This window comes from Halomonas campaniensis (genome assembly GCF_014193375.1).
In the GTDB taxonomy this organism is placed as follows: Bacteria; Pseudomonadota; Gammaproteobacteria; order Pseudomonadales; family Halomonadaceae; genus Halomonas; species Halomonas campaniensis.
This window is the reverse complement of the sequence record NZ_JACHZF010000033.1, coordinates 1-17,967: the sequence shown is the minus strand read 5'-3', so window position 1 is coordinate 17,967 and position 17,967 is coordinate 1. Positions and strand designations below refer to the sequence as shown.

The window sequence follows — 17,967 nt, the reverse complement described above, 5'->3', positions numbered from 1 at the left end:
GTTCGTAATGTGTCCAGTGCCTAGCGAATAGCAACCAGCGCTTAGCCCCGCCGCTTCTCGAAATCGGCCATGAAGGCGATCAGCGCATCCACAGCGGCTTCAGGTACCGCGTTGTAGAGGCTCGCGCGCATACCGCCGACGCTGCGGTGCCCCTTGAGGTTCAACAGCCCCGCCGCCTCGGCCTCGGCCAGGAACGGCTTGTCCAGGCGCTCGTCCGCCAGCACGAAGGGCACGTTCATCCGCGAGCGGTTGCGCAGGTCGATGGGGTTCGAGTAGAGCTCGCTCCCATCGATGGCGGCATAGAGCTTGCGCGCCTTGCGGGCGTTGATGGCGTCCATGGCAGCCAGGCCGCCGACGTCATCCTTGAGCCACTCGAACACCAGGCCGGCCAGGTACCAGCTGTAGGTCGCCGGGGTGTTGATCATGGAGCCGGCCTCCGCCAGGGCCTGGTAGCCGAACAGCGAGGGCATGTCGGCGCGGGCACGGTCGAGCAGGTCGTCGCGCACGATCACCACCACCAGGCCCGCAGGGCCGATGTTCTTCTGGGCGCCGGCGTAGATGACGCCGAACTTCGACACGTCCAGCGGCCCGGAGAGGATGCTGGAGGACATGTCGCAGACCAGCGGCGCCTCGGAGCCGTCCAGGCGGCGCACCTCGGGGATGTAGTCGAACTCCAGGCCGCCGATGGTCTCATTGGCGGTGTAGTGCAGGTAGGCGGCATCGTCGGAGAGCACGATGTCCTCCTGGCGCGGCACCGCGTGGTGGCCGTTGGCCTCGCTGGAGGCGGCCACGTGGGCATCGCCGAACAGGTGGCGGGCCTCGGCCAGGGCCTTCTTGCCCCAGATCCCGGTGGTCAGGAAGTTGGCCCGGCCACCGGCGCCCAGCAGGTTGTAGGGCACCGCGGCGAACTGCTGGGTGGCCCCGCCCTGGGTGAAGAGCACCTTGTAGTTGGCCGGGATGGCCAGCAGCTCGCGCAGGTCGGCCTCTGCCTTCTCGGCGATGGCGACATACTCGGGGGCACGGTGGCTCATCTCCATCACCGAGAGGCCGCGGCCCTGATAGTCCAGCAGCTCGTCGCGGGCCCGCTCCAGCACGGTGGTGGGCAGCGCGGCCGGTCCGGCGCAGAAGTTGTAGTGGCGTGTCATCGGCGTTGTATTCCCTTAATCCTCGGCATCCGGCCCGGCGGCGTCATTTCCCTCGTCCGCGTCGAGCTCGGCATCAGCTTCCGGCACCTCTTCCGGCGAAGCGTCGCCCGGCTCGTCGATGCGCACGGTCTTGACCAGCTTCTCGTCGTTGCCCAGGCGGATCAGCATCACGCCCTGGGTGTTACGCGAGGTGATGGAGACCTCCTCCACGCGGGTCCGCACCAGGGTGCCGCGGTCGGTGATCAGCATCATCTCGTCGGCGGAGTAGACCTGCATGGCGGCGACCAGCGATCCGTTGCGCTCGCTGGTCTGCATGGCAATGACGCCCTGGCCGCCGCGGCCGCGCAGCGGGAACTCCTCCAGCCGGCTGCGCTTGCCGTAGCCGTTCTCGGAGGCGGTGAGGATGTAGATCTGGCCACCGTTGCCGTTCTCGACGTTGGCGCCCTCCCCGGCCTCGGCCTCGCTCTCCGCCCCATTTTCAACGTCGGCCTCTGCGTCGATCAGCTGGCTCTGGGGGATGATCAGGCTGATCACCTCGGCGTTATCCAGCAGGCGCATGCCGCGCACGCCGCGGGCGGTTCGGCCCATGGCGCGTACGTTACCCTCCTCGAAGCGGATCGCCTTGCCGTTGGAGGAGAGCAGCATCACGTGGTCGCTGCCCGAGGTGATGGCGGCGCCCACCAGGCGGTCGTCCTCCTCCAGATCGATGGCGATCAGGCCCACGCTGCGCGGCCGCGAGAACTGCTCCAGGCTGGTGCGCTTCACCGTGCCCTTGGCGGTGGCGAAGAAGATGTAGTGCTCGGGGTCATAGTCGCGCACCGGCAGGATGGCGTTGATCGACTCGCCCTCCTCCAGCGGCAGCATGTTGACCAGCGGCTTGCCCCGGGAGCCGCGGCTGGCGTTGGGCATCTCGTAGACCTTGAGCCAGTAGACCTTGCCGCGGTTGGAGAACAGCAGCACGGTATCGTGGGTCGAGGCCACCAGCAGGTGCTCGATGACGTCCTCGTCCTTCATGGCCGTGGCCGACTTGCCGCGACCGCCGCGGCGCTGGGCCTGGTAGTCGGAGAGCGGCTGGGTCTTGGCGTAGCCGGAGCGGGACACGGTGACCACCATGTCCTCCTCGGCGATCAGGTCCTCGAGGCGCAGATCCAGGTGGCTGGCCTGGATCTCGGTGCGGCGCGGGTCGCCGAACTGGTCGCGGACGGCGGTGAGCTCCTCGCGGATCACCTCCAGCAGGCGCTCGCTGGAGGCCAGGATCGCCATCAGCTCGGCGATCTTCTCGAGGATGCCGAGGTACTCGTCGAGGAGCTTCTCGGTCTCCAGGCCGGTCAGGCGGTGCAGGCGCAGCTCGAGGATCGCCTGGGCCTGGGCCGGCGAGAGGCGGTAGGAGGCGCCCACGTTGTCGAGGCCGAAGCCCTCCTCCAGCTCCTCGGGCTTGCAGGAGGTGGCGCCGGCGCGCTCCAGCATGCCGGTGACCTGGCCGGGCGGCCAGGTGCGGGCCAGCAGCTTCTCCTTGGCCTCCGCGGCGTTCGGCGAGGCCTTGATCAGCTCGATCACCTCGTCGATGTTGGAGATGGCGACGGTGAGGCCTTCGAGGATATGGCCGCGCTCGCGGGCCTTCTTCAGTTCGAACAGCGTGCGGCGGGTGACCACCTCGCGGCGGTGGCGGATGAAGGCCTCGAGGATCTCCTTGAGGTTCATGATCTTCGGCTGGCCATCCTCGATGGCCACCATGTTGATGCCGAAGACGCTCTGCAGCTGGGTCTGGGCGAAGAGGTTGTTGACCACCACCTCGCCGGACTCGCCGCGCTTGACCTCGATCACCACCCGCAGGCCGTCCTTGTCGGACTCGTCGCGCAGTTCGGCGATGCCCTCGATCTTCTTGTCCTTGACCAGCTCGGCGATCTTCTCGATCAGCCGCGCCTTGTTCACCTGGTAGGGCAGCTCGGTGACGATGATGTGGTCGCGGCCCGACTTGTCGTCATGCTCGATGGTGTGGCAGGCGCGCACGTAGATGCGCCCGCGGCCGGTGCGGTAGGCCTCGAGGATGCCGGCACGGCCGTTGATGATGCCGCCGGTGGGGAAGTCCGGGCCGGGCACGTGCTCCATCAGGTCGTCGACGGTGAGGGTGTAGTCGTCGATCAGCGCCAGGCAGGCGTCGATGATCTCGCCCATGTTGTGGGGCGGGATGTTGGTCGCCATGCCCACGGCGATCCCCGACGAGCCATTGATCAGCAGGTTGGGGACCTTGGTGGGCAGCACCTCGGGGATGCGCTCGGTGCCGTCGTAGTTGTCGACCCAGTCGACGGTGTCCTTCTCCAGGTCGGCCAGCAGCTCGTGGGCCAGCCGGGCCATGCGCACCTCGGTGTAACGCATGGCGGCGGCGCTGTCGCCGTCGATGGAGCCGAAGTTGCCCTGGCCGTCCACCAGCACGTGGCGCATGGAGAAATCCTGGGCCATGCGCACGATGGTGTCGTAGACGGCGCTGTCACCGTGGGGGTGATACTTACCGATGACATCGCCCACCACGCGGGCGGACTTCTTGTAGGGCTTGTTCCAGTCGTTGCCCAGCTCGTGCATGGCGAACAGCACGCGCCGGTGAACCGGCTTGAGACCGTCACGCACGTCCGGCAGCGCTCGGCCGATGATCACGCTCATCGCGTAATCGAGGTACGACTGCTTGAGCTCGTCCTCGATGTTGACTGGCAGAATCTCTCTGGCGATGTCACCCATGGGTCGTCGAATCCTTTGCACTGCAACAGGTTGGCCGCTCACCCCGGGGTCGCCGAGGGCGCCATATCAGCCTGCCATCATACCACCCCGGGCGAGGCAAAGGCAGTTGCTAGCCCTTCGTAGGAGGGCAATTCATTGCGCGATTGGCGCCGACAGGCGCCCCGCTGTCTTGACACCGCCGAATCCCCCGCACCATCGACTTCACCGGATGCGGCTAGACTGTGGGCACCGGCGACGAAAGGGATGCCCGCAGATGGAGAACGGCAAGGAGGTGGTCTTCGCCACCCGCGGGCTGACCCGCCTCTACCGCATGGGCGACGTCACCATCCCGGCCTTGCAGGGAGTCGACCTGGCGCTGCACCGCGGCGAGCTGCTGGTGATGCTGGGGGCGTCGGGCTCCGGCAAGTCCACGCTGCTCAACATCCTCGGCGGGCTCGACAGCCCCACCGAGGGCGAGGTGCACTATGTCGACGCCGAGGGCCACGACCACGACCTGAGCCACGCCAGCCAGCGCGAGCTGACCCGTTTCCGGCGCCACCACGTGGGCTTCGTCTTCCAGTTCTACAACCTGATATCGAGCCTGACCGCCCGGGAGAACGTGGCCATCGTCACCGAGATCAGCCGCGACCCCATGCCGCCCGAGGCGGCGCTGGCCCTGGTCGGCCTCGAGGCACGCCTGGACCACTTCCCCTCCCAGCTCTCCGGCGGCGAGCAGCAGCGGGTGGCCATCGCCCGGGCGGTGGCCAAGCAGCCCGACGTGCTGCTCTGCGACGAGCCCACCGGCGCCCTGGACTTCCGTACCGGCATCCGCGTGCTCGAGGTGCTGGAGCGGGTCAACCGCGAGACCGGCACCACGGTCGCGATCATCACCCACAACGAGGTGATCGGCGAGATGGCCGACCGGGTGATCCGCCTGCGCGACGGCCGGGTCGACGAGATCCACGTCAATCCGCGGCGCCGCCCCGCCCAAGACCTGCGCTGGTGACGCCATGGACGCGACCCCATGCTGACCCTCGACCGCAAGCTCGTCCGCGACCTCTGGCGTCTCAAGGGCCAGGGGCTGGCCATCGCGGTGGTGATCGCCAGCGGCGTGATGACGCTGATCCTGGCGGTGACCACCCTGGAGGCGCTCTCCGGCTCCCGGGATCGCTTCTACGCCAGCCACCACTTCGCCGAGGTGTTCGCCGACGTCAAGCGCGCGCCCCTCGGCCTGGTCGACCAGCTGCAGGCGATCGAGGGGGTCAACCTCGTCGATCCGCAGGTGCGCGCCGCGGTGCGCCTGGCGCTGCCCGGCTACGCCGACCCGATCCGCGGCATGATGCTGTCGGTCCCCGACGGGCGCCAGCCGACCCTCAACCGCCTGCAGCTGGTGGCGGGCGGCCTCCCCGAGCCCGGCCGGGACGACCAGGTGGTGGTCAGCGATGCCTTCGCCGAGGCCCACGGCCTGGCGCCCGGCGACGCCCTGGAGGCGATCATCGACGGTCGCCACACCACCCTGCGCCTGGCCGGCGTCGCCCTGAGCCCCGAGTTCCTCTACCAGGCCGCGCCCACCGACCTGATGCCGGACTACCGCCGCTACGCGGTGATCTGGATGAACGAGCGCGCCCTGGCCAGCGCCTACGGCATGCGCGGCGCCTTCAACCACCTCTCGCTCACCCTGCAGGCCGGGGCCGACGAGAAGCGGGTGATCGATGCCCTGGACCTGGCCCTGGCGCGCTACGGCGGCACCGGCGCCACCACCCGCCACGACCAGCAGTCCCACCGCTTCATCGAGGAGGAACTCAACCAGCAGCGCATCCAGGCCACCGTGCTGCCGACCATCTTCCTGGCGGTCTCGGCCTTCCTGCTCAACGTGGTCATGGGGCGCATCATCCAGACCCAGCGCGAGCCGCTCGCAGTGCTCAAGGCCTTCGGCTACACCGATGGCGAGCTGGCCCGCCACTACGGCCTGATGGCCGGCGCCATCGTGCTGGCCGGCTGGGCGCTGGGGGTGGCGCTGGGCGCCTGGGCCGCCGGCGGCCTGGCCGGCCTCTACCGCGAGTACTTCCGCTTCCCGGCGCTGGTCTTCCGGGTGCCCGCCTGGGCGCTGGCCCTGTCGCTGGCGGTGGCACTGCTGGCCGCCCTGGTCGGCACCTGGCACGCGGTGTGGCAGGCGGTCAGCCGTCCGCCCGCCGAGGCGATGCGCCCGCCAGCCCCGGCGCGCTTCCGGCGCAGCTGGCTGGAGCGCCTGCTGCCCGGCGCCCTGCTCGGCCACGAGGGGCGCATCATCCTCCGCCACCTGAGCCGCCATCCGGCCAAGGCCGGCTTCTCGGTGGCGGGCATCGCGCTCTCCGCCGGGCTACTGATGATGGGCGCCTACCAGCTCGACGCCGTGGATGCCATGATCGACCAGCAGTATCGCCAGGTGCTGCGCATGGACGTGGAGCTGACCTTCACCGAGGCGACGCCGGCCCGGGCCGCCGGGGAGCTGCGCCACCAGCCCGGCGTGCTGGCCGTGGAGACCTGGCGGCGGGTGCCGGTCACCCTGGTCCACGGCCACCGGCGCTACCGCACCAGCCTGCTGGGCATGGAGCCCGAGCCGGCGCTGCGCCAGGTGCTGGACGGCGCGGGACGCCCGCAGCGCCTGCCCGAGGAGGGGGTGATGCTCACCCGCCACCTGGCGGACGAACTGGGCGCGCGGCTGGGCGACACCCTGGAGGTGGCAATCATGGAGGGCCAGCGCCGCCGGGTCGGCCTGTCGCTCACCGCCCTGGTGGACGAGCCGCTGGGCGTGGGCGCCTATATGACCCGCGAGGGGCTCAACGCGCTGATGCGCGAGGGCCCGGCGATCAGCGGGGCCTGGCTGCTGGTGGACCCCGACCGCACCGAGGCGCTCAACGCGGCCCTCTGGGAGATGCCCGGGGTCGCCTCGATCGGGCTGCTCCGCGAGGCCGAGCGCGGCATCCGCGACTACATGGACGAGACCATCCTGGTATTCGCCCTGGTGTTCGTGGCCATCGCCACCTCGATCAGCTTCGGGGTGGTCTACAACAATGCGCGGATCGCCTTCGCCGAGCGCGCCCGGGAGCTCGCCACCCTGCAGGTGCTGGGCTATACCCGCGCCGAGGTGGCCCGCATCCTGCTCGGCGAGATCGCCCTGCTCACCCTGGCGGCGATCCCGCTGGGCTGGGCCATCGGCATCGGCTTCGCACGGCTGCTCAACCAGGCCTTCAGCAGCGACCTGTTCCGCATCCCGCTGGTGCTGACGCCCCAGGCCTTCGGCATCGCCGCCGGCGGGGTGCTGGCCGCCTCGCTGCTGGTGGGGCTGCTGGTGGTTCGCCGCCTCGGGCGCCTGGACAAGATCCGCGTGTTGAAGGCGGTGGAGTAATAAGCGCCGAGCCGGCAGTGGCGTGATTCATGCCACCAAGACATGAAACGACGAGTGGGAGCCCGATTGATCTGTGCCCCCCAAGGAACCCTAGGGAGATCCCTCCATGACATCACGCCACCCCTGGAGTCGACGCCTGCTGTGGGGCTTGCTGGCCCTGGCGCTGCTCGCCCTGCTGGCCTGGGCGCTGCGCCCGGCGCCGGTGCCGGTCAGCGTGGCCCGGGTCACCGCCGGCCCCTTCGTCGACGCGGTGATCGAGGAGGGCCGCACGCGGCTGCGCGACACCTGGAACGTCTCGGTGCCCATCGCCGGCTACCTGCAGCGGGTGATGCTGGAGGTCGGCGACGAGGTCGAGCAGGGCCAGACGCTGTTCCGCCTGGAGCCGAGCCCCGCCCCGGCCCTGGACCCGCGCTCGCGCCTGCAGGCCGAGGACGCCCTGCAGGCCGCCGAGGCGCGGCTGCGCGCCGCCCGGGCCAACCTGGAGACCGCCCGGGCCGAGCGGCGCTTCGCCGACGCCGAGTACGACCGCTACCGCCAGCTGCACCAGCGCAACCTGGTCTCCACCGCCGACCTGGAGCAGCGCCAGAGCCAGCGCGACCGCCAGCGCTCCATCGAGAGCGCCGCCACCTCCAGCGTGGAGGCCGCCCGCTTCGAGGTGGAGAGCGCCCGGGCGGTGCTGGCGGTGGCCAGCGGCCAGCGCGGCGACATCGAGCACCCCGAGCTGGAGGTGCGCGCGCCCATCGCCGGCACGGTGCTGACCCGCTACCGCTGCTGCGAGGGCAGCGTGGCGGCCGGCGAGCCGATCCTGGAGCTGGGCAGCCTGGCCGACCTGGAGATCCAGGTGGACCTGCTCTCCATGGACGCGGTGCGGGTGCGGCCCGGCATGGCGGTGCGCATCACCGGCTGGGGCGGCGAGCCGCTGGCGGGCCAGGTGCGCCGCATCGAGCCCGCCGGCTACACCCGCGTCTCGGCGCTGGGGGTCGACGAGCAGCGGGTGCCGGTGATCATCGACTTCGCCGAGGACGCCGACCCTGCCGCCCTGGGCCTGGGCAGCGGCTTCCGGGTCGACGCCGAGTTCCGGGTCTGGGAGGCCGACGAGGTGCTGCAGCTGCCCACCAGCGCGCTGTTCCGCGCCGACGGCGACTGGGCGGTCTTCACCCTGGACGACGGCCGCGCCCGACAGGTGCCGGTGACGCCCGGCCGCCGCAGCGGGTTGACCACCCAGCTGCTCGACGGCCTGGAAGCGGGCGAGCTGGTCATCACCCACCCCGGCGAGCGGGTGGACGACGGCGTGAGGGTGCGGGTGGAGGAGTGACTCGCCATGGGCCAGTCAGCGACAAGGGGTTTATGCTGTTGGCTCCCTCATCTGGAGTCTCACCCCATGCGCATCGCAACCCTGGGCCCGGCGGGCAGCAACCACGAACTGGTGGCGGGACGCTACCTGCAGGCCAACGCCCCCGGCGGGGGCGAGATCCGGCTGCTGCCGACCTTCGAGGAGGCCTTCGCGGCCCTGCTGGCCGGCGACGTGGACCGCGTCCTGCAGTGCACCGCCCACCCTACCCACGGCGAGTGCGTCGGCCGCTACATGCACCGGCTGTTCCCGGTGGACGCCTTCATTGCCGGCAGCAAGCCGCTGGCGGTCCTGGCGCGGGCCGAGGTGCCCCACCCTCGCACCCTGGGCCTGCAGCCGGCCACTCGCCACTACACCGACCTTTCCGGCTACGACGAACTGATCGAGCAGCCCTCCATCGTCACCGTGGCGGAAGGCCTGCTGGCCGGCCAGTTCGAGGCCGGCATCTGCGCCCTCGAGGTACTCGACGCGCACCCGGGCCGGCTGCGGCTGGTGGAGGACCTGGGTCCCGCCCTGGATGTCTGGGCGGTGTTCGGCCCTACCCCGCTGCCGGCCACCGACCCCCGGGTCTACTGAGCCGCCAGGCCGCGGGCCAGCGGCTCAGAGGGCGAAGATGACCAGGGCGCCGACCACCACCAGCAGCCCGCGCAGCCAGGCGGCCCGGCGGGCGATCACCCCGAAGGAGATGGCGGTGAGACCGACCGCGATCTTCACGGCATCGAACACCGCCCAGACCGGGTCGTGGCCGAGCCGGATCACGTCGGGGTTGGCCACCATGGCCAGCGGGATGATGTAGAGGCCGATGCCCAGCGCCATGGCCTTCATCGCCACCTTCAGCCAGTTCTCGCCGACCATGCCCGCGGCGATGAAGACCCCGCCGCAGACCGGCGGCGTGATGGTCGAGAGCAGCGCGAACCAGAACACGAAGAGGTGGGCCAGCAGCGGCTCCAGCCCCAGGGCCGTGAGGGCCGGGCCAGCCACCGAGACGCAGATCACGTAGGCGGCGGTGGTCGGCACCTCCATGCCCAGCACCAGGCAGGCCAGCGCGGTGAGCAGCAGGGCCGGCCACAGCATCTCGTTGGAGAGCGAGAGGATACCGGAGGTGATCTTGACCCCGAGGCCGGTGAGCGACAGCACGCCGATCACCAGCGAGGCGCAGATGATGATCGCCCCGATCACCGCCACCTGCCGCCCTGCCGTGACCAGCGCCTCGGCCAGGCGCGAGGCGAAGCCGCGCAGCGAAAAGGTGAGCGTCACGTCGAAGAACAGCAGCAGCATGCCGGCGAAGACCGCGATGCTGGCCGCGTACTGGGGCGTATAGCCGCCGAGGAAGATCCGCTCGAGCAGGATCACGAAGGGTACGGCAAAGAACAGCGAGGTGATCAGCACCTCCTTGGCGGCGGGCTGCTCGCTTGCCGCCATGGGGCGCAGGTCATGCCGGGTGGCATAGGCGTTGATGCCCACCCACACGGTGACGAAATAGAGGATCGCCGGCAGCAGTGCCGCTGCCATGATCTGGGTATAGGGCGTGCCGGTGAGCTCGACCATCACGAAGGCCCCCGCGCCCATCAGCGGCGGCATGATCTGTCCGCCCGACGAGGCCACCGCCTCCACGCCACCGGCCAGCGACCGGGGATAGCCCAGCCGTGTCATGGTCGGGATGGTGATCGCCCCGGTGGAGGCCACGTTGGCCGAGGCCGACCCCGAGATCGAGCCCATCAGCGCCGAGGAGATCACCGACACCTTGGCCGCCCCCCCGGTCAGGCGACCGGCACAGGCGCTGGCCATGTTCATGAAGCCGCGGCCCGCCTCGCCGGCGTTGAGCATGGCACCGAAGATCACGAAGATCGCCACCACCCCGACGCTGACGCCGGTCAGCTTGCCCCAGAGCCCGCCTTCGGCAATGGTCAGGGTACCCACGAAGCTCTGCATGGGCAGCCCGGGGTGACCGAACTGCCCGGGGATATGCTCGCCAAACACCGCATAGGCCAGTGCCAGCAGCGCCACCAGCGGCAGCGGCCAGCCGATCGCCCGGCGCGCCGCCTCCAGGGCCAGGAAGATCAGGAAGACGCCGACCCCCATCTGCAGGTGGCCGTAGATGAAGCCGTACTGGTTGGCCAGCATCGACTCGTTGAGGGCGATATAGCCGCAGGCGGCCACGCCCAGCAGCGTCAGCAACCAGCCGCTGGCGCGCTCGAAGGGGGTGCGGGCGGCGAAGATCAGGATCCACGGCAGGGCCAGCGCCATGTGGATGGGCCGGCTGACCAGGGCCGGCGTCAGCCCGTAGAAGATCAGCCCGATATGGAAGATGACGGTGACGGCGCCCAGCACCACCCAGACCGGGTGCAGGCGGGAAACGGGTTGCAGCATGGAGAGTGCCTTGACGACGCGGCCGGCCCCTGGCCGGCCCGGGATCCATCACCCGGCCGGGCGCGAGACCCGGCCGGGTGCAGCGACGGGCTCAGCGCAGGTGATCGGGGATCTCGATGCCTGCTTCGTCGTAGTAGCGCACGGCACCCGGGTGCAGGGTGCCGGCGATGTTGCCGATCATGTCGTGGGTGATGCCGCCCCACCAGGCCGTCTCCTCGGCCATCGCCTCGCGGCGCTCCCAGAAGGTCCGGGTCAGGGTATAGGCGGTGTCGTCATCCATGCCGGTGGTGGTGTAGGCGATGACCGGCAGCGAGGTGGTCTCGACGTCCTGATCGACGCCGGAATAGGTGCCGGCCGGAATGGTCTGGCGGGCGGCACCGGTCTGCTCGATCTGCTCGTCGGTCAGGCTGACCAGGCTGATCGGCATGCTCGCGGCGGTCTCGATGACGTTGGGCGTGGGGAAGGAGCTCGCTGTGACGAAGGCGTCGATCTGGCCGTTCTTGAGGGCATCCGGGCCGCTGCCGATCTCGGCGTTGGCGATGCGCACCTTGTCCATCATCTCGAAGAGCTCGAGGTAGCGCTCGGCCTCGCGGGCCCCGAAGGTGCCGCGACCGATCAGGATATGCTTGTCCTCCAGGGCGTCCAGGCCGACGACGCCCTCGTCACCGGCCAGCACGAAGTGCATGGTGATGGCCGGAATCGGGAAGAGGCCCCGGATCTCCTCGAAGCGCGGATTGGGGCGCTCGGCGAACGGGCCTTCGCCGGCCGCGGCCTGGGTGACCAGCGCCGGCGGCGTGGTGAAGACATAGTTGCCCTGCCTGGCCACCACCTCCATCACGTTCTGTACCGAGCCCTGGCTCTCCTCGAGGGTCAGTACCACCTCGCCATCGGTGCCCTGGCGGATCGCCTCGGACAGCTCCACGCCCATCTGATAGTAGGCCGTGCCGGCCGATGCGGACTTGTAGGTGACGCGGGTCTCGGCCTGAGCGGAGAGCGCAGAGACGCCCATCAGCACGGCGGTGGCGGAGGCCAGCAGGGTGCGGGCAAACGGTCGGTTGATCGGTGACATCGATCTCTCCCTTGGCATGTATCCAGTTTGGCGCAGGCGGCGCCTTGTTGTAGGTTATCGCGGCCATCGGCCCGTCAGCCGATCGCCAAGGCCCTATCATGCCGATTTTCGGCACATTAGACATCAAGGAATTGACCATGCGAGGAGTGGCCGTCATCGGAGCCGCCGGCGGCATCGGCCAGGCTATCGCCGAGGCGCTGCTGGAAGCCGGTGACGCGGTGTTCCTGCTCGACCAGGCATCCGCTCGGCCGAGTCTGGCCGCCCTGCAGGCGGCCTGGCCGGAACGCACGCCCTTCATCGCCTGCGACCTCGCCAACCCGGCCAGCATCGAGCAGGCCTTCGCCCGCGTCGGGGAAAGCGAGCTCGGGCTGGGTGCCTGCATCAACGCGGCCGGCGTGATTCACCGCGGGCCCTTCATCGACGTCCCCCGGGAGGCACTCGACCGGATGCTGGCGGTGAATGTCGCCGGCGTCTTCCAGGCCCTGCAGGCGGCGTCTCGGCAGATGATGGCAACCGGCGGCGGCCATATCGTCAACCTGGCCTCGGCCCATGGCCTTCGCACCACGGCCGAGCGGTCGGCCTACGCCATGTGCAAGGGGGCCATCCTGTCGCTGACCCGCGCCCTGGCCGTGGAACTGGCGCCCCACGGCATCCTGGTCAACGCCGTCGCCCCCGGGCCCGTGGCTGCCGGCATGCAGGATGCCCGATCGGCATCCCGGCGGCGCTGGCAGGACGCCACGCCAATCGGGCGGGTGGCCACCGCCGCGGAGGTCGCCCGGGCCGTGGCCTGGCTCGCCTCGCCTGATAACACCTTCATCACCGGCGACACCCTGGTGATCGATGGCGGGGCTACCGCCGCCCTGGGCGCCTCTTGAAGGCAGCTCGAGGGCCCGCGATCATTGGCGGTTAGCCAATCCATCGGAGCCGGCCTTAGAGCGGTTCATCGCACTTTGCCGGGAGTCGTTCCAATCCCTATAATACTAAGTATTACCTTTGGCTACTGGTGTCGGTATGACAAGACCAACATCCATCAAGCTCGATGACGACCTGAAAGGTCGGATCCAGCAACTGGCTGACGCCCGTCAGCGATCTGCGCACTGGCTGATGCGTGAAGCCATCGAGCAGTATGTGAAGCGAGAAGAGCGACGGGAGGCCTTGAGGCAGGACGCCCTGAACGCGTGGGAGGATTACCAGGCGACTGGACTGCATGCGACTGCTGATGAAGTAGAGCAATGGCTAGTCAGCTGGGGGAAGGATGATGAGGTGCCGGCTCCCTCATGCCACAAGTGATCTTTGCCCCGGCAGCCGTCCGGGATCTGGAGCGTCTGCGTGAGTTCCTTCGACCAAAGAACCCAGCTGCCGCTGAGGGAGCCGCCAGGGCGATCATCAGCGGCATCCAGGAGCTTGGAAAATTCCCGAATATCGGACGTCCGATCGACGATCTCCCAGATGAGTACCGGGACTGGTTGATTGATTTTGGCGATGGCGGTTACATCGCGAGATATCGCTTGAACGGTGACACGGTGGTGGTGCTGGCCATTCGCCACCAGAGAGAAGCCGGCTTCTGACGGGAAGCACTCGAACCGCCGGATCACTCTCGGGCAGCCATTTCATCATGAGGCCTACCGGGGCGTCCGCTCCCATCGGACCACTTCACTTGAAGGCAACCCGCGGGCCCGCGATCATTGGCGACTCGCCAACCCGCCGGAGCCGCCCATGACCAGCCCCCACGCCACGCCCCTGACCGAACGCCCCCTGCTGGTGCTCTACACCGGCGGCACCCTGGGCATGGTGGAGACACCGGACGGCCTGGCACCTGGGGGCGACATCGAGCCGCGCCTGGCGCGGGCGCTGGCCACCCTGCCGCCCGCCCGACAGGCCAGCCTGCCGGCTTTTGATGTGCTGGCCTTCCCGGAGCCCATCGATTCCAGCGCCGCCACCCCACGTGATTGGCAGCGCCTGGGCCGTGAGATCGCCGGGCGCTACCGCGACCATGCCGGCATCGTGGTGCTGCACGGCACCGACACCCTGGCCTGGACGGCCTCGAGCCTCGCCTTCCAGCTGCAGGGACTCGACCGTCCGGTGGTCGTAACCGGCGCCATGCACCCGCTGGAGGCCCCGGGCAGCGATGCCCTGGCCAATCTCGAGCTCGCCCTGCGCTTCGCCGCCAACCCGGCCCTGCAGGAGGTGGCGATCGCCTTCGGCGGCAAGCTGCTGCGCGGCGTGCGCGCCCGCAAGTGGCATACCCGGGACGACGACGCCTTCGCAAGCCCCAACTACCCGCTGCTCGGCGAGCGGGTCGACCAGGACGCCGTCCTCTTCCCCGGCCGCGGCCTGGCGCACCAGCAGCGCGGCGCCCCCCTCTTCGAGCTGCCCGACTACACGGCGCTGGCCGACGGCGGGGTCGCCCGGCTGGTGGTGTGGCCGGGCATCAGTGCCCGCCAGGTGGCGGCCTGGCTGGAGGACCCGCGGCTGCAGGGTGCCCTGCTGGAGGTCTGGGGAGGTGGCAACGCGCCGGATGACCCGGCGCTGCTGGAGGCGCTGGCTGCGGCCAGCGGAGAGGGCAAGCTGCTCGCGGCGATCAGCCAGTGTCCCCACGGCAGCATCGCCATCGGCGAATATGCCGCCGGCCAGGGGCTCAAGGCCGCCGGGGTGATGTCGGGAGAGACGATGACGCCGGAGGCCGCCATGGCCAAGCTGGTACACCTCTTGGCCCAGCCGCTGGAAGATGCCGAGCGGCGCCGACGCTTCCTGACGCCGCTGGTGGGCGAGCGCTGACGGCGGCGGGCCGTAGCGTTGACGCCGGTCATGCACGGCATCTCCCGAGCCGCTATGGTGGGGGTAATCTTACCCCCTCGATTCCCACGGACAGGAGCGCCGCCATGGAACACCCCGACCACCCCTTCACCGAACTCTTCGAGCAGCTGGGCCTGGCCTCGGATCCGGAGGCCATCAAGCGCTTCATCGAGCGCAACGGGCCGATCCCCGATGAGATCCCCCTGCCCGACGCCCCCTGCTGGAACGAGGGGCAGGCCGAGTTCCTGCGCGAGGCCATCGAGGCGGATGCCGACTGGGCCGAGGTGGTCGACCACCTCAATGCCTCGCTGCGCAAGTCATGAGGGGTCGAGCCGAACCGGCGGAAAGGCATCATCCGGCTTGACCGGGCCCAAAGCACAGAATTAAATGAACTTTACCCACCGGGAGGGTGGGTGAACCGGCGTCGCAGTGTCGCGCGGCGTCAACAAGGAATTCAGTGCTTACCAAACGGTGGCGCCCACCGGTGAGATGCCCGAGATGATCTGTGAACGCGACACCAGCACCACAATCGACCTCCCACCTCTTCCCGAGCCCTTCCACGGCAGGCTTGCCGAATGCAACACGCTCCCTTCGCTGCCGGCGGCGGTGGCTCGCGTTCTGACCGTTGCCCGCTCCCCCGATGCCAGCCTGATGGACTACGCCAAGGCCATTGAAGAGGACCCGGCGCTGACGCTCCGGCTCTTGTCCCTGGCCAACAGCGCCTACTACTCCCGCCGGGGGATCGAGTCCCACACCTGCCAGGAAGCGGTTTCGCGTGTAGGCCTGGACACGACACTGGCCGCAGTGATGAGCTTCGGGCTGGCCAGGGCCAACATGACGAGCCTGAATCTCGATTACCTATGGCAACGCGCCATCATCGCCGCCCTTGCCGCCCGTCATCTCGCGGAACGGCTCTGCCCACAGAAAGCCGGCACCCTGTTCACCATCGCCCTGTTGCAGGACATCGGGGTCCTGGCCGCCATTGCCCTGGATGAGGACGACTACCATCAGCAGATACGGTCAACGACAGGGCACGACAGCCTGGTCGCCGCCGAGCAGTCTCTGTACGGCTGCGACCACGCCAGGATCGGTGGATGGCTCGCCGCCAACTGGGGGCTACCAGGACACCTGGCCCACGGCATCGCGGAAAGCCATGGGGAGCTCTCCGCCACCGCCCCCGAGATGCTCTGCCTGCGACTCTCTGGGCCGGTCGCCGATGCCTGGCTCTCGCCTTCCCCACCCCGCGCCCTCTTTCGCCTCCTGCATCGCTTCGAGACCCTGTCAGAGACCCTTCCGGTCTCCCTGGCAACACTGCTCGATGAAGTGCAGGACCAGCTGCCCAGCATGACGAAGCTCCTCGACATCACCTCTCCGCCGGCCTATGACAACCAGGCGCTGCTGGAGGAGGCCCAGCAGCACCTGTTTCGCCAGACCCTGGCCCTGACCGCCCGGCTCGATGCCCACGAAGCCGAGATGGACGCCCTGCGCCAGAGGCAGACCGAGCTCGAACAACGCAGCCGACGAGATGCCTTGACCGGCCTTGCCAACCGAGCCTGGCTTGAGGAGCAGCTCAAGGAGCGTTTCCAGCTCTGTCGGGAACAGGACCGAACCCTGTCAGTGGTCTTCATCGACTTGGATCACTTCAAGATGCTGAATGATCGCCATGGTCATCAGCTGGGAGATCAGGTGCTGGAGAATTTCGCGGTAGCCCTGCAGGAGTCCGTTCGCGAAGGGGACCTGGCGGGACGCTACGGTGGCGAGGAATTTCTGGTGATTCTGCCGGACGAGCGGTCGGAGGGAGCCCAAGCGATGGCGAACCGTCTGGCGGAATGCCTCACGACTCGCTCCATGGCCCATGTCGACGGGGTAGCGCTGCATGTCACGGTCTCCATCGGCATTGCCTGCCTGGACGACGGCCCCTTCAAGAACGCACGCGAGCTCATCGACGCGGCGGACCAGAGCATGTATGACGTCAAGCGCAGCGGGCGCGACGGCTCAGCCACCTACCGACAGTAGCGCCCCCTACTCCACCAGCCGGCCATTGGCCTCCACCCGGCGCCTGAGCCAGGCGCCGGCTAGCAGCAGCAGCGTCAGGGCCACCAGCGGCAGGATCACGCTGAGGCTCAGCGCCTCCTCGCTCTCCACCGCCTCCAGGGCGCCGTAGATGGCGCTGGCGTAGACCGCCCACTTCACCCCCAGGCCGATGATGGCCGCCATCACGAAGGTGCCCAGCGGTAGCCGCAGCAGGCCGGCGGCGAAGTTGACCACGGAGTGGGGAAAGCCCGGCAACACCCGCAGCGCGCACTGGGTCAGAAAGTCGCTGCGCCGCTCGAGCTTGCCCATGATCTTCTGGGTGAGAGTTCCGGGTGTCCAGCGGTCGCTGAAACGCGCCGAGAGGTAGTAGGCGCCCAGGGCTCCCGCCACACTGCCGACGATCAGCATCGGAGTGGCGGCCAGCGGCGAATAGAAGGGGGCGATCAGCCAGAGCCCGATGCTTCCGGGCAGGCCAACGGCCAGGGTCACGGCCATGATCAGAATCACCGAGAGGATGACCAGCGGGTGATGGGACGCCTCATCGGCCCAGCGCTGCACGTCGGCGAGTTCCGGCGAGTGCCAGATCCACAGGTAGCCGGCCATCAGGATGGCGGCGCCAATGGCGACCCAGCGCCAGGGGCGTTTCAGCGGAGGTTCGTTGCGCATCGAGGGTTCTCGGTCATCCGTTGACCGCCATGGTGCCATGCCGCCGCCGCCCGGTCACGGCCAGGGCAACGGGTCCCGCGGCTAACCCTCAAGCATCCAGCCGGCTGGCCTCGGCATTGACAGCAGCGGGCTCGACCGGAGGCTCGATGGCCGGGCCATCGCCCAGCCGCGGCATGGCAGCCACCCGGATATCCACGTAGCGCAACAGGCCCAACTGCAACGCCAGGACGGCGAAACACCAGAGAAGGCCCTTGATCATGGGGAGTTCCTCGAGAGAGGCCGGCGGCCTCGATGCCTTCATCATAGTCCTGAGAAGGCAACGGGGAAAGATAGCTCGCTAAGGAAACGCTGCATAAATCGCGCCGCAGCTGCCTCGCAGCCATCGGCGAGGTAGAATTCGGTCCTCCTGCCACTGCCTGATCAGAGCCACCCGATG

Annotated in this window: 16 protein-coding genes; 10 read left to right on the top strand and 6 right to left on the bottom strand. The window is 69.0% G+C overall.

Annotated features, from left to right (window positions below):
- Nucleotides 1-41: 41 nt before the first annotated feature.
- Both serC and gyrA read right to left on the bottom strand, forming a co-directional pair.
- On the bottom strand, nucleotides 42-1,145 hold the full coding sequence (gene serC / locus BDK63_RS16755) for a 3-phosphoserine/phosphohydroxythreonine transaminase (RefSeq protein ID WP_183334065.1): 1,104 nt from the start codon (nucleotides 1,143-1,145) through the stop codon (nucleotides 42-44).
- Nucleotides 1,146-1,160: 15 nt separating this feature from the next.
- The gene (gene gyrA, locus BDK63_RS16750) at nucleotides 1,161-3,878 is read right to left on the bottom strand and encodes a DNA gyrase subunit A (protein WP_183334063.1); all 2,718 of its coding nucleotides are present in this window, start codon (nucleotides 3,876-3,878) and stop codon (nucleotides 1,161-1,163) included.
- Nucleotides 3,879-4,131: 253 nt separating this feature from the next.
- On the opposite strand from gyrA, the gene BDK63_RS16745 reads away from it, so the two are divergent.
- The 4 genes from BDK63_RS16745 (at nucleotide 4,132) to BDK63_RS16730 (ending at nucleotide 9,172) form a co-directional block, all read left to right on the top strand.
- On the top strand, nucleotides 4,132-4,863 hold the full coding sequence (locus tag BDK63_RS16745) for an ABC transporter ATP-binding protein (RefSeq protein ID WP_183334061.1): 732 nt from the start codon (nucleotides 4,132-4,134) through the stop codon (nucleotides 4,861-4,863).
- An 18-nt stretch (nucleotides 4,864-4,881) separates the two neighbouring features.
- Entirely contained in the window at nucleotides 4,882-7,245 is a 2,364-nt protein-coding gene (locus BDK63_RS16740; RefSeq protein WP_183334059.1) for an ABC transporter permease, read from the top strand.
- 106 nt (nucleotides 7,246-7,351) lie between these two features.
- A complete protein-coding gene (locus BDK63_RS16735) occupies nucleotides 7,352-8,560 on the top strand; it encodes an efflux RND transporter periplasmic adaptor subunit (RefSeq protein WP_183334057.1) in 1,209 nt (402 codons plus the stop codon).
- A 66-nt stretch (nucleotides 8,561-8,626) separates the two neighbouring features.
- A complete protein-coding gene (locus BDK63_RS16730; protein WP_183334055.1) occupies nucleotides 8,627-9,172 on the top strand; it encodes a hypothetical protein in 546 nt (181 codons plus the stop codon).
- A 24-nt stretch (nucleotides 9,173-9,196) separates the two neighbouring features.
- On the opposite strand, the gene BDK63_RS16725 is transcribed toward BDK63_RS16730, so the two are convergent.
- Both BDK63_RS16725 and BDK63_RS16720 read right to left on the bottom strand, forming a co-directional pair.
- Nucleotides 9,197-10,966 (bottom strand): TRAP transporter permease, encoded by a 1,770-nt coding sequence (locus BDK63_RS16725; protein ID WP_183334053.1) that lies wholly within the window; start codon nucleotides 10,964-10,966, stop codon nucleotides 9,197-9,199.
- A 91-nt stretch (nucleotides 10,967-11,057) separates the two neighbouring features.
- On the bottom strand, nucleotides 11,058-12,035 hold the full coding sequence (locus BDK63_RS16720; RefSeq protein ID WP_183334051.1) for a TAXI family TRAP transporter solute-binding subunit: 978 nt from the start codon (nucleotides 12,033-12,035) through the stop codon (nucleotides 11,058-11,060).
- Nucleotides 12,036-12,172: 137 nt separating this feature from the next.
- Between BDK63_RS16720 and BDK63_RS16715 the strand changes: the two genes are divergently transcribed.
- The 6 genes from BDK63_RS16715 to BDK63_RS16690 all read left to right on the top strand — a co-directional run bounded on the left by BDK63_RS16715 (nucleotide 12,173) and on the right by BDK63_RS16690 (nucleotide 16,847).
- Nucleotides 12,173-12,910, top strand: a complete 738-nt coding sequence (locus BDK63_RS16715) for an SDR family NAD(P)-dependent oxidoreductase (RefSeq protein WP_183334049.1) — start codon at nucleotides 12,173-12,175, stop codon at nucleotides 12,908-12,910.
- Nucleotides 12,911-13,046: 136 nt separating this feature from the next.
- A complete protein-coding gene (locus BDK63_RS16710; RefSeq protein ID WP_183334047.1) occupies nucleotides 13,047-13,325 on the top strand; it encodes a CopG family ribbon-helix-helix protein in 279 nt (92 codons plus the stop codon).
- Nucleotides 13,313-13,603: a type II toxin-antitoxin system RelE/ParE family toxin gene (locus BDK63_RS16705; protein WP_183334045.1), complete on the top strand. Its 291-nt coding sequence runs from the start codon at nucleotides 13,313-13,315 to the stop codon at nucleotides 13,601-13,603. The genes BDK63_RS16710 and BDK63_RS16705 overlap by 13 nt, the downstream gene beginning before the upstream one ends.
- A 148-nt stretch (nucleotides 13,604-13,751) precedes the next feature.
- On the top strand, nucleotides 13,752-14,813 hold the full coding sequence (locus BDK63_RS16700; RefSeq protein ID WP_183334043.1) for an asparaginase: 1,062 nt from the start codon (nucleotides 13,752-13,754) through the stop codon (nucleotides 14,811-14,813).
- A 104-nt stretch (nucleotides 14,814-14,917) separates the two neighbouring features.
- Nucleotides 14,918-15,154, top strand: coding sequence for a DUF2789 domain-containing protein (locus tag BDK63_RS16695; RefSeq protein ID WP_183334041.1), 237 nt, complete (start codon nucleotides 14,918-14,920; stop codon nucleotides 15,152-15,154).
- A gap of 106 nt (nucleotides 15,155-15,260) precedes the next feature.
- Nucleotides 15,261-16,847, top strand: coding sequence for a diguanylate cyclase (locus BDK63_RS16690; protein WP_183334038.1), 1,587 nt, complete (start codon nucleotides 15,261-15,263; stop codon nucleotides 16,845-16,847).
- 6 nt (nucleotides 16,848-16,853) lie between these two features.
- On the opposite strand, the gene BDK63_RS16685 is transcribed toward BDK63_RS16690, so the two are convergent.
- Complete coding sequence (locus BDK63_RS16685) at nucleotides 16,854-17,531, bottom strand: TVP38/TMEM64 family protein (RefSeq protein WP_183334036.1); 678 nt, start codon at nucleotides 17,529-17,531, stop codon at nucleotides 16,854-16,856.
- Nucleotides 17,532-17,619: 88 nt separating this feature from the next.
- Nucleotides 17,620-17,790: a hypothetical protein gene (locus BDK63_RS16680; RefSeq protein ID WP_183334034.1), complete on the bottom strand. Its 171-nt coding sequence runs from the start codon at nucleotides 17,788-17,790 to the stop codon at nucleotides 17,620-17,622.
- Nucleotides 17,791-17,967: the final 177 nt, after the last annotated feature.

Bases quoted from the DNA above. Each gene is read 5' to 3' on its own strand.
- BDK63_RS16715 (WP_183334049.1), top strand. From the start codon at position 12,173: ATGCGAGGAGTGGCCGTCATCGGAGCCGCCGGCGGCATCGGCCAGGCT.
- BDK63_RS16735 (WP_183334057.1), top strand. From the start codon at position 7,352: ATGACATCACGCCACCCCTGGAGTCGACGCCTGCTGTGGGGCTTGCTG.
- gyrA (WP_183334063.1), bottom strand. From the start codon at position 3,878: ATGGGTGACATCGCCAGAGAGATTCTGCCAGTCAACATCGAGGACGAG.
- BDK63_RS16695 (WP_183334041.1), top strand. From the start codon at position 14,918: ATGGAACACCCCGACCACCCCTTCACCGAACTCTTCGAGCAGCTGGGC.
- BDK63_RS16685 (WP_183334036.1), bottom strand. From the start codon at position 17,531: ATGCGCAACGAACCTCCGCTGAAACGCCCCTGGCGCTGGGTCGCCATT.
- BDK63_RS16710 (WP_183334047.1), top strand. From the start codon at position 13,047: ATGACAAGACCAACATCCATCAAGCTCGATGACGACCTGAAAGGTCGG.
- BDK63_RS16730 (WP_183334055.1), top strand. From the start codon at position 8,627: ATGCGCATCGCAACCCTGGGCCCGGCGGGCAGCAACCACGAACTGGTG.
- BDK63_RS16725 (WP_183334053.1), bottom strand. From the start codon at position 10,966: ATGCTGCAACCCGTTTCCCGCCTGCACCCGGTCTGGGTGGTGCTGGGC.
- serC (WP_183334065.1), bottom strand. From the start codon at position 1,145: ATGACACGCCACTACAACTTCTGCGCCGGACCGGCCGCGCTGCCCACC.
- BDK63_RS16705 (WP_183334045.1), top strand. From the start codon at position 13,313: ATGCCACAAGTGATCTTTGCCCCGGCAGCCGTCCGGGATCTGGAGCGT.
- BDK63_RS16700 (WP_183334043.1), top strand. From the start codon at position 13,752: ATGACCAGCCCCCACGCCACGCCCCTGACCGAACGCCCCCTGCTGGTG.
- BDK63_RS16720 (WP_183334051.1), bottom strand. From the start codon at position 12,035: ATGTCACCGATCAACCGACCGTTTGCCCGCACCCTGCTGGCCTCCGCC.
- BDK63_RS16680 (WP_183334034.1), bottom strand. From the start codon at position 17,790: ATGATCAAGGGCCTTCTCTGGTGTTTCGCCGTCCTGGCGTTGCAGTTG.
- BDK63_RS16745 (WP_183334061.1), top strand. From the start codon at position 4,132: ATGGAGAACGGCAAGGAGGTGGTCTTCGCCACCCGCGGGCTGACCCGC.
- BDK63_RS16740 (WP_183334059.1), top strand. From the start codon at position 4,882: ATGCTGACCCTCGACCGCAAGCTCGTCCGCGACCTCTGGCGTCTCAAG.